Origin of the sequence: Kitasatospora sp. NPDC059646 (assembly GCF_042734615.1) — a bacterium.
Taxonomy (GTDB): Bacteria; Actinomycetota; Actinomycetes; order Streptomycetales; family Streptomycetaceae; genus Kitasatospora.
On record NZ_JBHWDS010000097.1, the window covers coordinates 1 to 11,424 of the forward strand.

An 11,424-nucleotide genomic window follows, 5' to 3' on the forward strand; every position below is an offset into this window, starting at 1 on the left:
CGCGAAAAGGACGCGACCCGTCAGGATCAGCTGCTTGGTTCTCAAGGGATTGGCCGCCCCGGGACCGTCCACACAGATGCGTGTCCGGTGCTCCCAGCCGAGCGACCAGTGAACACTACGCCGGATCCGCGCCAGGTGCAAACACGCCGACGGCCGGCCCGGAAGGTGTCTTCCGGACCGGCCGTCGCGGAGCGGGCCGAGGGGCGGCCGTCAGGCCTGCCGGCCCATCTCCTCCGCGATCGCGGCGGCGAAAGCGTCGATGTCGGCCTCGGTGGTGTCGAAGGCGGCCATCCAGCGGACCTCGCCGGTGTGCTCGTCCCAGAAGTAGAAGCGGTAGCGCTTCTGGAGGCGCTCGCTGACCTCGCGCGGGAGGAGCGCGAAGACGGCGTTGGCCTGGACGGGGCGGACCACGGTGACGCCGGGGATCTCCCGGACGGCGGCTTCCAGCCGGAGGGCCATCGCGTTGGCGTGGCCCGCGTTGCGCAGCCAGAGGTCGCCGGTGAGGAGGGCCTCGAACTGGACCGAGACGAAGCGCATCTTCGAGGCGAGCTGCATCGACATCTTGCGCAGGTACTTGAGGTCGCGGACCCGTTCGGGGTTGAGCACGACCACGACCTCGCCGAGCAGCAGGCCGTTCTTGGTGCCGCCGAAGGACAGGACGTCGACTCCGCAGTCGGTGGTGAACTCGCGGAACGGGACGCCGAGGGACGCCGCGGCGTTGGCGAGCCGGGAGCCGTCCATGTGGACGAGCATGCCGCGCTCGTGGGCGTGGTCGCAGATCGCCCGGACCTCGTCGACGGTGTAGAGGGTGCCGAGTTCGGTGGACTGGGTGATGGAGACGGCGAGCGGCTGGGCGCGGTGCTCGTCTCCCCAGCCCCAGGCCTGCTGGTCGATCAGCTCGGGGGTGAGCTTGCCGTCCGGGGTGGGGACGGTGTGGATCTTGATACCGGCGATCTTCTCGGGCGCGCCGCACTCGTCGACGTTGATGTGCGCGCTCGCTGCGGCGATCACCGCGCCCCAGCGGGGCAGCAGGGCCTGCAGGGCGACCACGTTGGCGCCGGTGCCGTTGAAGACGGGGAACGCCTCGGCCCGGTCGCCGAAGTGGCGGCGGAAGACGGTCTGCAGGTGCTCGGTGTACTGGTCCTCGCCGTAGGCGATCTGGTGGCCGTCGTTGGCGAGGGCTATCGCGGCGAGGATCTCGGGGTGGACGCCGGCGTAGTTGTCGCTGGCGAAGCCGCGCACGGCGGGGTCGTGGTGCCGTACCGCGTCGGTCGGGCCGAAGGGGGTGGTCATCGGGCTGTCAGCCACAGGTGCTGTCCGTTCAGTTCTGCTGCGGGGCGGTCCCAGAGGCCCGCCAGGGTGGTGGCCAGGTCGGCGGTGCCGGTGAAGCCGGGGAACTTGGCGTCCGGCTTCTCGGCGCGCATTTCGGGGCTGACCAGGGCCTTGATGACCAGGATGGCAGCTGCGGCGGTCGGGGTTCCGTCCTCGGCGGTGGTCTCCTTCGTGAAGGAGTGCGCCATGGCGAGGGTCCAGGCCTCGGTGGCGGCCTTGGCGGCGGCGTACGCGGCGCCGCCCCCGGTGGGCTTGTGCGCGGCGGCGGCGGAGACCATCGCGTAGCGGCCGGCGGGGCTGCGCAGCAGGGCGGGCTGGAAGGCCAGCGAGGTGTGCTGGAGGGTGCGCACGACGGTGTCGTGCAGGAAGTCCCAGTCGTCTATCCGGGTCTCGAAGAAGCTCTTGCTGCCGCGCCAGCCGCCGACCAGGTGGAACAGGCCGTCGACGTGGCCGTGCTCGGCTTCGAGGTGGTCGGCCCAGTCGTGGACTTCCTGCGGGTCGAGCAGGTCGATGACCTGGCCGGTGATCTTCGCGCCGGGGACGGCGGTGCGGATGGCGTCGACGGTCTTGTCGAGGCGCTGCTGGTCGATGTCGGCGCCGATCACGGTGGCGCCGTCGGCGGTGAGGCGGCGCAGGGTGGCCTGGCCGGCGGGGCCGCTGGCTCCGGCGACGGCGATGACCTTGCCGGCCAGCGGGCGGGCGTCGGTGCGGGGGGCGGTGGTCACGCGGCGATCTCCTCGACGTCGGCGCTGGTGATGCCCTTGGTGCCGGCGATGACGCGGCTGAGCTTCTTGGACAGGGCTTCGTAGAACATGCTGAGCGGGAACTCGTCGGGGTGGACGGCGTCGCACAGCGCCTTGCGCAGCGCCTTGTCGTCGGCGAGGTCGAGCGGGAGCGCCTCGGGGCCCTTGGCCCAGGTGGAGGCGGGGTGCGGGGTGAGGTACTGGGAGACCAGCTGGTAGGCGGCGATCCAGTGCGCGGTCTTGGGGCGGTCGATGCCGTCGCGGTAGAGGGTCTCGATCTCGGCGCAGAGCTGGTTGGTGACCTCGGCGACCCGCGACCAGTCGATGGTGAGCCGGTTGTCGCGCCAGCGCAGCGCGTCGTGCTTGTGCAGGTAGGCGAAGAGCAGCTGGCCGCCCATGCCGTCGTAGTTGCGGACGCGGTCGCCGCTGACCGGGAAGCGGAACATCCGGTCGAAGAGGATGGCGTACTGGACGTCGCGGCCCTGGCTGAAGCCCTCGGCCTCGAGTTTGACCGACTCCTTGAAGGTGTTCAGGTCGCAGCGGAGCTCTTCGAGGCCGTACATCCAGAACGGGCTGCGCTGCTTGATCATGAACGGGTCGAAGGGCAGGTCGCCGTGGCTGTGGGTGCGGTCGTGGACCAGGTCCCACAGGACGAAGGTCTGCTGGGTGCGGTCCTGGTCCTGGAGCAGGCTCTCGGCGTCGGCGGGGATGTCGAGGCCGAGCTGGCGGACGGCGCTGGTGGAGACGGTGCGGAAGCGGGCGGCCTCGCGGTCGCAGAAGATGCCGCCCCAGGTGAAACGTTCCGGCGCCTCGCGGACGGCCACGGTCTCGGGGAAGAGCACGGCGGAGTTGGTGTCGTAGCCGGCGGTGAAGTCCTCGAAGGTGATGCCGAGGTAGCCGGGGTTGTCGAAGCGGGTCTTCTCCAGCTCGGCGATCCACTCGGGCCAGACGACCTTCAGCAGGACGGCTTCCAGGTTCCGGTCCGGGTTGCCGTTCTGGGTGTACATCGGGAAGACCACCAGGTGGCCGATGCCGTCGACGCGGTGCTCGTTGGGGCGGAAGGCCAGCAGCGAGTCCAGGAAGTCGGGCTCCCGGTAGCCGGTGTCGGCCCACTTGCCGAGGTCGGCCCGGACGGCGGCGAGGTACTCGGCGTCGTGCGGGAAGAGCGGGGCGAGCTCGGCGACGGCGCCCTGCACGGTCTCGACCAGGGGGTCGACTGTGGTGCGCGGCGTGGCGGCGAGGTCGATCGAGCCGTCCTTGGACTGCAGGGGCCGGAGGGCCTCGACGGCGTCCTTGAGGCGCAGCCACGCCGGGTGCGTGGCGAGGCCGGCAGTGGGGGCGTCGCCCGCGGCCGCGAGCGTCGGCGAAAGATTCTGCATCACAGGCTCACTTCGACAGGAGTTATTTCGACAAGACCACGTTAAGTGCGAAAGGTTCTCCGGCTCAAGACCACTTTGACGGCGGACACTCCAGTTCGTAGCGCCGCCGCCTCCGGTTCCCGCCGCGTTGGATGAAACGGACACATCCGGCGTCGGTTCCGGTACGCCCGACCCTGCCCCGCCCCCGAACGGGCCGCCACCGGGACTGCGCACCGGCCCCGCACCGGGCCCGCACCTGGCCCGCGCCGGCCGCCGCCCTGCCCGGAGCGGCCGCTCGGGGCCACTTCCGGCGTGCTCTCCCCATGCAGGCCGCAGGCCCGTGAAAGCCTCGGTGCGCCCCCGTTTGCGCCTGCTGCGCCCGCCCGGGAGTCGGTGATCGTGGGTGGGTGCGAACATCCGGCCGAAGGAGGCGGCGATGCACGGTCCGGCGCTGGTGAACTGGCTGCTGGCGGCGCTCGCCGCGGGCAGCGGCGGCTACTACGGGTGGCGGGCGCGACGCGGCCGGCGGGCCGGTGCGTCGTGCGGGGACGGTTCGCCGGCCCGCCGGGAGTCGGACCTGCTGGAGGCCGCGATGGGCCTGGGGATGGCGGGGATGGCGCTGCTGCCGGGGGTGGCCTGGGGCTGGCCGTACGCGCTGCTGGCGGCGGTGCTGCTGACGGGCGCGCTGGCCGGGCGCGGGGCGGCGCTGCGGGCGCACCGGCTCCACCACGGGATCGGCGCGCTGGCGATGGCGTACATGGCGCTGGCGATGGCGGGCGGGCACGCCGGGCACCACGGGGCGCCGGGCGGGCTGCCGATGGTGACGGGGCTGCTGCTGGTGTACTTCGGCGGGTACGTGCTGTGGGAGGGCAGCCGGTTGATCCCGGCGGACGGGGCGGTGCCGGCGGCGCCGCTGCTGCGGGCCTGCCGGGCGGGCATGGGGATCGGGATGTTCGCGATGCTGCTGACCGTGTGAGGGCCCGGGCGTGACGGCCGGTCGCCGGCTGACGGCCCGTCGGAAACCGTGCGGGGACGTGGTCTTGGTCACTGGAGCGACCCGGCCGTTCCGCGTCGGCGTGAGGCGGCATAGGTTGGGGGGAAGCGCACCGCCGCGCCCCGTGTCCCTCCTCGGGAGCCCCTGCCATGACGGCACTGCTGAGCCTGCTGCTGCTCGGACTGCTGCTCGCCACCGTGGCGCCGCGCCGCCTGGCCCGGGCCCGCTGGCCCGAGCGAGAACCGGTGCTGGCCCTGCTGGTGTGGCAGATGCTGGTGGTCGCGGTGCTGCTCTGCTGCGTGCTGAGCCTGCTGCTGGCGAGCGCCGCGGCGTTGCCGGCCTGGCGGGACGTGGTGTTCTCGGGCGCGCCGGCCGGGGTCGTGGAGGCGTACGGCCTGGCGGGCCTGGAGGGCTGGGGCCGGCTGTCGGCCGGGGTGCTGGCGGCGGGCGGGCTGTGGACGGCGTTGTCGCTGGCCCGGGAGATCCGTTCGGCGCGTGCGGAGCGCGACCACCGGCATGCCCAACTGGTGCGGCGCGCGCCCGAGTTGCCGGCTTCGCTGCTGCCGCGTCGGCGCGGCGCACGGGAGCCCCTGGTGGTGCTGGAGAACGTCCGGCCGCAGGCCTGGTCGCTGCCGGGGCCGCAGGCCCGGCTGGTGGTGACCACGGGGGCGTTGCAGCAGTTGTCGGACCGCGAGCTGGCGGCGGTGCTGAGCCACGAGCGGGGTCACGTCCGGGCCCGGCACCACTGGTTGGCCCAGTGCTCGCAGGCGTTGGCCACCGGCTTCCCGGGCGTGGGGGTGTTCTCGGAGTTCCGGGACCAGGTGGCGGTGCTGGTGGAGTTGGCGGCGGACGACCGGGCGGCCCGCCGGCACGGGCGGGTGACCACCGCACTGGCGCTGGCGGAGTTGAACAGCGAGGTGTTCGCGTCCTGCCCGCCGCGGCAGTTGGCGCAGTCGCCGGCCCGGGTGGACCGGCTGCTGCTGGGTGAGCCGCGGCTGCCGCGGCGGGCCCGGCTGGGCTGGACGCTGGCGGCGCTGGCCGCCCCGGTTGCGGCGGCGCTGCTGGCGGCCGCGCCGGGGTTGTCGACGCTGTTCTGAGCGCGCCGCCCGCCGGGGCGGGCCCGGCGCTCCGTCAGTTCTGCGGCGGGAGCGTCTCGGCGAGGATGCGGCGGTGCACGGGGCGGGCCCTGCGGTAGCGCTCGCGGCCCTCGTCGGTGAGCGCGACGAAGACGCCCCGGCGGTCGTCCTCGCACAGCGAGCGCTGTACCAGGCCGGACTTCTCCATCCGGGCGACGAGCCGGGAGAAGGCGCTCTGGCTGAGGTGGACGCTGCCGGACAGCACCTGGGCGCGGGAGCCGGCCTGGTGTTCCTCCTGCTCGAACTCCCAGAGGCGCTCCAGGAGTTCGAACTCGCTGACGCCGAGGCCGAAGGCCTCGCCGAGTTCGCGGTCTATGGCGCAGGACGTGGCCGCATGGCTTGCCAGGACGGCGCGCCACTGCCGGGTGAGCGCCGTCTCGGCGGCCGGGTCCTGGTCCGGATCTGGGTCGGTCACGCCGCCACCCTAGCACATGCACGCACATCTGTTGCAGCTGCATTAAATGCACTTGCATCCCATGCACATGCATGTAGCGTTCGGTGCCATGACCGACACGCGATGGACCCCACGCCTCTGGGGCGCCCTGGTGGTGCTCTGCGCCGCCATGTTCCTGGACGCCCTCGACGTCTCGATGGTGGGCGTCGCCCTGCCCTCGATCGGCGCCGACCTGCACCTGTCCGACTCCGCCCTGCAGTGGGTGGTGAGCGGCTACGTCCTCGGCTACGGCGGCCTGCTGCTGCTCGGCGGCCGCGCGGCCGACCTGCTCGGCCGCCGCCGGGTCTTCCTGGTCGCGCTGGCCGTGTTCGCCGGCGCCTCACTGCTCGGCGGCCTGGTCGACAGCGGCCCGCTGCTGATCGGCGCCCGCTTCCTGAAGGGCGTCAGCGCCGCGTTCACCGCCCCGGCCGGCCTCTCCATCATCACCACCACGTTCGCCGAGGGCCCGGCCCGCAACCGCGCGCTGTCCATCTACACCACCTGCTCCGCCGCCGGCTTCTCGCTCGGCCTGGTCATCAGCGGGCTGCTGACCTCGGCCGGCTGGCGGCTGACGTTCCTGATGCCGGTCCCGATCGCCCTGGTCGCGCTGCTGGCCGGCGTGAAGCTGCTGCCCCGTCAGCACGGCGAGCAGCGCGCCTCCGGCGGGTACGACGTGGCGGGCGCGGTCACCGGCACCGCCGCCGTCCTGCTGCTGGTCTTCACGGTGACGGAGGCGCAGGGCGCGGGCTGGCTGTCGCTGCGCACGCTCGGCTCGCTGCTGCTGGTGGCGGCGCTGGCCGCGGCCTTCCTGCTGATCGAGGCGCGCACCGCGCACCCGCTGGTGCGGCTCGGGATCTTCCGCAGCGCGGGCGTCCGCCGGGCGAACCTGACGGCGCTGACGCTGATGGGCGCCTACGCCGGCTTCCAGTTCGTGGCCACGCTGTACCTGCAGCGGCTGCTCGGCTGGTCCGCGCTGGAGACGGCGCTCGGCCTGCTGCCCGGCGGCGCGATCGTCGCCCTGTCGGCCGGCTCGGTCGGCCGCCTGCTGGACCGGTTCGGCCCGCAGCGGGTGCTCCCGGTCGGCGTCGCGTCGATGACGGTCGGCTACGCGCTGTTCCTGCGGCTCGACGAGCACAGCGGCTTCGTCGGCCTGGTGCTGCCGAGCATGCTGCTGATCGGCGCGGGCTTCGCGCTCGCCTTCCCGTCCGTCAACGTGGCCGCCACCAGCGGCGTGGCCGACGACGAGCAGGGCCTCGCCTCGGGGCTGGTGAACACCGCGCTCCAGGTCGGCGGCGCGATCGTGCTGGCCGCCACCACCGCCGTGCTCACCGCGGGCACCGGCAGCGGGACGGACGCGCACGCCCAACTCGCCGGGTACCGGCCCGCCCTGGTGCTGGTGACGGGTGCCACCGTGCTCGGGCTGCTGGTCGCGCTCACCGGCGCGCTGCGCACCGGCCGCCGCAGGGCCGAGCCGGTGTCCGTGCCGGACTACCGGTACGCGCCGCTGGAGGCGGAGGTGCTGTCGGAGCGCTGAGCACCCTCCGGCCGGTCGGTCCCGCCCGGGAGTTCGACCCGGCGAGACCCCAACCCGGGGGCCCGGCCCGGCGAGGGCCCGGTCCTGCCGGGAGCGTACGTCCGACGAGGCGTCGGAGCCGGCTCCACCAAACCCCCGTGTTGGTGGAGCCGGAGCGCATTCCGTACCGGGCCCGGCGGGCCGGACGGACTGCGGAGCAGTCACCATGGCAGCTTGCCGGTCCCCGGTCAATCCCGTTCGGTGGCGCCGGCGCCGAACCGGGGCCCTGCCGCGGCCGGTCGGGTCGGGCCCGGGTTCACCGCCGGCCCCAGGCGGCCCGGGCCGTCCCGCCGGCCCCTGCCGTCACTGGCTCTTGAGGATGCCCTGGAGCAGTTCGAGGGTCTGCTGCGGGGTCAGGCTGTCCACGCAGAGCCGCTCCATGACCTGCAGGTATTCGTCGACGTCGTCGCGCTTGTCGAGGTACAGGGCGCTGGTGAGCTGCTCCAGGTAGACCACGTCCGGCAGGTCCTGCTCGGGGAAGCGAAGCACGGAGAACGCGCCGCTCTCACCGGCGTGCGCCCCGAAGCGAAAAGGCATCACCTGCAGTACCACGCTGGGGAATTGCGCCAACTCCACCAGGTGCTCCAGCTGGGCGCGCATCACCTCGGGCCCGCCGACCGGGCGGCGCAGCGCCGCCTCGTCGATGACGGCCCACAGCTTGGGGCCCCGGCCCTCGGTGAGCAGCTTCTGCCGCCGGGTGCGCAGCGCGACGCGGCGCTCGATCTCGTCGTCGGCGAGCGCGGGCCGGTTCTGCGCGAAGATCGCCCGGGAGTACTCGTCGCACTGGAGCAGGCCGGGGACGAACTGCACCTCGTAGGTGCGGATCAGTGCGGCCGCCTCCTCCAGGCCCATGTAGGTCTGGAACCAGTTGGGCAGCACGTCGTTGTAACTGTGCCACCAGCCGGACTTGTTGGCCTCGCGGACCAGGGCGAGCAGGGTCTCCCGCTCGGGGCCGCCGGCCAGGCCGTAGAGGCTGAGCAGGTCGGCCACGTCGCGCTCCTTGAAGGAGACGCGGCCGAGTTCCATCCGGCTGATCTTGGACTCCGAGGCGCGGATCGCGTAGCCGGCGTCCTCCCGGCTGATCGCACAGCTCTCACGGAGCCGGCGGAGCTGTGAGCCGAGGAGGATGCGGCGCACCATCGAGCCCCCGCCGGGCTGCACTGCGGTCATCTGACCAAACCTCCACTGGGAAAGACCAGTTGCACAGTCTGCCATCACTTGGGCGCACTGAGTGCCGATAGTGATGCGCAGGGCTATCGGTTCTGACGCGCAGGCACCATCTTGCACGTGCATCCGGTGCATGCATATGCCAATCGCACGACTGCACGTGAATCGACTCTTGCATCTGCCGTGAGCGCAGAGGACCATGGTGCACGTGCACTTGCACGCCCTTGGCAACCCCGCGGGCTCCGCGTCGACAGCTTGCGCGATACCGCACACCCGTCCCGGCAACGCCCGTGCGTCGCTGGGTACTTGCGTGTGCGCGCAGCGGTCGGGCGCGGCGGCAGAGCGGCCGAGCGAGTCGGAGGTGACCGGCATGACCCCGGTGGGTCCCGCCGTGTCCGCCCCCTTATGGGAGGAGCTCTTCATGAGCACCGGTACGGCCCTGGCGACCGACCCCCATGTGGTCAGCTGCACACTCGCTCCCCGTTTCGAAGCCGTACGCACCGCACGGGAGTTCGCGCGGACGACTCTCGAGGGCTGGGGCCTGGGCGATCTCTTCGACGATGTGGCGCTGGTGGCCTCGGAGTTGGTGACCAACGCGCTGCGGCACGCACTCGGCCAGCGCGAGCCGTCCCTCGTCCCGACGCAGGCCTCCCCGCAGCCGGCGGCCGGCTCGCTGCCGATCCGGATCAGCCTGGTGCACCGGGCCCCGCAGGTGGTGTGCGCGGTGAGCGACCCGTCCAGCATCGGTCCGATCGCGCGGGAGGCGGACTTCGTCGCCGAGTCCGGCCGCGGCCTGCACCTGGTGGACTCCTTCTCGCGGTCCTGGGGCTGGCACCCGCTGGCGGGCGCGGGCAAGGTGGTGTGGGCGCTGTTCGACGCCCATCTGCCGGAGGCCGCCGAGCCGCTGCCGAACCTCGGCCGGCACCGCCGCTCCGCCTGACGACCGATGGCTGCCGACTGACGGCTGACGCCGGAAGCCCGGCGGGGCCGCGGGCCGCGGCCCCGACCGCGTACCCCCTCCCCCGCTCCTGCACCTGCACCCGCTCCACGCCGGACGACACGAAGGCCGTCGCGGGATCTCCCACGACGGCCCGGGTGTACGGGGTCTGACGGTGCGTCAGGGCGTGTGCCCCAGGTGGTCGAACTCGCCGTCCTTCACACCGAGCAGCATCGCGTCGATCTCCGCGCGGGTGTAGACCAGCGCGGGCCCGTCGGGGAAGCGCGAGTTGCGCATCGCGACATCGCCGTTGGGCAGTGCGGCGAACTCCACGCAGTTGCCCTTCGAGTTGCTGTAGCGGCTCTTCTGCCAGACCACGTCGAGGTCCGCTGCCGCAATGCCGTTGTACGCCTCACCCATTGAATTCTCCCCAGACCCTGGCGAATGCCTCACTTGACGTGATGATAGCTCGGCTGCACGTGCATCAGCATGGGAAATATCCCGTGCAGAAGAACGTGCCAATGCCGTCACCAAGCCTTCACAGCACTGCAATTGACGGTGCGTAAGCGGACACAGCCGGGCGAAACGGCAGTCACTCCATGACCGTCCGCACACAGCCGTCAGCACGTTGTCGATCATCACCGCGGTTCCCTCGCCTCACAGCCAGTCACATCCGACGCTGTGATGACCGTCACTTCCTGGCGGATTGCCGCCCACTGTCGGCATCCGGCTGCAAGGCACGCTGGGCGATGTCCTACGATCTGGCGCATGAGCACCGCAGCCATCCCGGGCGCGCCACTGCCCGTCCGTACGCCAGGCTCCCGTGCGCGGGGGCGCCACCGCCGTCCCGAGCGCCCCGAGATCATGGCCGGTTCGCCTGCCCTGGTGCTGGCGGTCCCGGCCGTCGCCGGGCCGGAGACCCGTCCGGTCGTCGACGAGCTGCTGTCCGTCGTGCGCGGTGAGCAGCCGGGCATCGAGGCGACGGCTGCCTACCTGGGCGGCGAGGACGCGCCGACGGTGGCCGACCTGCTGAACGCCGCGGCCGAGGCCGGCCTGCCCGCGCCGGTGGTGCTGCCGCTGGTGCCCGGCCCGCACGAGTTCCTGCCGGAGCTGCACAAGCTGGCCGCCGAGACCGGCGCCCGGGTCCTGGACCCGCTGGGCCCGCACCCGCTGCTGGCCGAGGCCGTGCACGTGCGGCTGTCCGAGGCGGACCTGGCCCGCGCGGACCGCGCCCGCCTCTTCGCGATCGCCACCGCCGCCGACGGCGTGGTGCTGACCACCACCGGCGGCGAGGAGGCCGCGGCCGCGGCCGGGATCACCGGTGTGCTGCTGGCCGCCCGGCTCGCCGTGCCGGTGGTCCCGGCCGCGCTGGACGTGCCGGGCTCGGTCGGCGCCGCCGTCGCGCACCTGAAGGCGACCGGCTGCGAACGCCCGGCGCTGGCCCCGCTGGTGATCGGCCCGGAGGCCGACCCGGAGCTGCTGGCCGCAGCCGCCGAGGAGACCGGCTGCCCGAGCGCCGCCCCGATCGGCGCCTACCCGACGGTGGCTCAGCTGATCGCCTCCAACTACCTGGCCGCGCTTCCCGAGCCGACTCCGGAGCAGTTGGAGGCCGCCGAGGCCGCCGCCGCCGAACAGCGCACCTCGCCGGGGGCGCACGCGGCGCGCTGACGCGCCGACCGAGGACCGCGGCGGGGGGGGGCCGCGCCCCCGACCCCCGCCCCCCCCCCCCCCAGACACCCCGCCCCGCCCTG

General features: G+C 73.0%; 11 protein-coding genes. 5 read left to right on the forward strand and 6 right to left on the reverse strand.

What is annotated here, in order from left to right:
- Positions 1-210: 210 nt before the first annotated feature.
- The 3 genes from ACFV1L_RS35905 to ACFV1L_RS35915 are packed head-to-tail and all read right to left on the reverse strand — an operon-like array spanning position 211 to position 3,454.
- On the reverse strand, positions 211-1,293 hold the full coding sequence (locus tag ACFV1L_RS35905; protein ID WP_380374420.1) for a threonine aldolase family protein: 1,083 nt from the start codon (positions 1,291-1,293) through the stop codon (positions 211-213).
- Positions 1,290-2,057 (reverse strand): SDR family NAD(P)-dependent oxidoreductase, encoded by a 768-nt coding sequence (locus tag ACFV1L_RS35910; RefSeq protein ID WP_380374397.1) that lies wholly within the window; start codon positions 2,055-2,057, stop codon positions 1,290-1,292. Before ACFV1L_RS35910 ends, ACFV1L_RS35905 begins: the two co-directional genes overlap by 4 nt.
- Positions 2,054-3,454 (reverse strand): DUF6421 family protein, encoded by a 1,401-nt coding sequence (locus ACFV1L_RS35915; RefSeq protein WP_380374399.1) that lies wholly within the window; start codon positions 3,452-3,454, stop codon positions 2,054-2,056. The genes ACFV1L_RS35910 and ACFV1L_RS35915 overlap by 4 nt, the downstream gene beginning before the upstream one ends.
- 415 nt (positions 3,455-3,869) lie before the next feature.
- On the opposite strand from ACFV1L_RS35915, the gene ACFV1L_RS35920 reads away from it, so the two are divergent.
- Positions 3,870-4,409 carry a DUF5134 domain-containing protein gene (locus ACFV1L_RS35920; RefSeq protein WP_380374401.1) on the forward strand — a complete coding sequence of 180 codons (540 nt, stop codon included), beginning with the start codon at positions 3,870-3,872 and terminating at the stop codon, positions 4,407-4,409.
- 167 nt (positions 4,410-4,576) lie between these two features.
- Positions 4,577-5,524, forward strand: coding sequence for a M56 family metallopeptidase (locus ACFV1L_RS35925; RefSeq protein ID WP_380374403.1), 948 nt, complete (start codon positions 4,577-4,579; stop codon positions 5,522-5,524).
- Positions 5,525-5,558: 34 nt separating this feature from the next.
- On the opposite strand, the gene ACFV1L_RS35930 is transcribed toward ACFV1L_RS35925, so the two are convergent.
- Entirely contained in the window at positions 5,559-5,978 is a 420-nt protein-coding gene (locus ACFV1L_RS35930) for a MarR family winged helix-turn-helix transcriptional regulator (RefSeq protein ID WP_380374406.1), read from the reverse strand.
- Between the two features lie 88 nt (positions 5,979-6,066).
- Here ACFV1L_RS35930 and ACFV1L_RS35935 point away from each other — a divergent pair, with 88 nt between their 5' ends.
- Complete coding sequence (locus ACFV1L_RS35935; RefSeq protein ID WP_380374409.1) at positions 6,067-7,530, forward strand: MFS transporter; 1,464 nt, start codon at positions 6,067-6,069, stop codon at positions 7,528-7,530.
- Between the two features lie 342 nt (positions 7,531-7,872).
- Here the strand turns inward: ACFV1L_RS35935 and ACFV1L_RS35940 are convergent, their stop codons facing one another.
- Entirely contained in the window at positions 7,873-8,739 is an 867-nt protein-coding gene (locus ACFV1L_RS35940) for a helix-turn-helix domain-containing protein (protein WP_380374411.1), read from the reverse strand.
- A 418-nt stretch (positions 8,740-9,157) separates the two neighbouring features.
- On the opposite strand from ACFV1L_RS35940, the gene ACFV1L_RS35945 reads away from it, so the two are divergent.
- Complete coding sequence (locus ACFV1L_RS35945; RefSeq protein WP_380374413.1) at positions 9,158-9,676, forward strand: ATP-binding protein; 519 nt, start codon at positions 9,158-9,160, stop codon at positions 9,674-9,676.
- A 177-nt stretch (positions 9,677-9,853) separates the two neighbouring features.
- Here ACFV1L_RS35945 and ACFV1L_RS35950 read toward each other — a convergent pair whose 3' ends face one another.
- The gene (locus ACFV1L_RS35950; protein ID WP_380374416.1) at positions 9,854-10,093 is read right to left on the reverse strand and encodes a DUF397 domain-containing protein; all 240 of its coding nucleotides are present in this window, start codon (positions 10,091-10,093) and stop codon (positions 9,854-9,856) included.
- A 348-nt stretch (positions 10,094-10,441) separates the two neighbouring features.
- On the opposite strand from ACFV1L_RS35950, the gene ACFV1L_RS35955 reads away from it, so the two are divergent.
- The gene (locus tag ACFV1L_RS35955; RefSeq protein ID WP_380374418.1) at positions 10,442-11,341 is read left to right on the forward strand and encodes a sirohydrochlorin chelatase; all 900 of its coding nucleotides are present in this window, start codon (positions 10,442-10,444) and stop codon (positions 11,339-11,341) included.
- Positions 11,342-11,424: the final 83 nt, after the last annotated feature.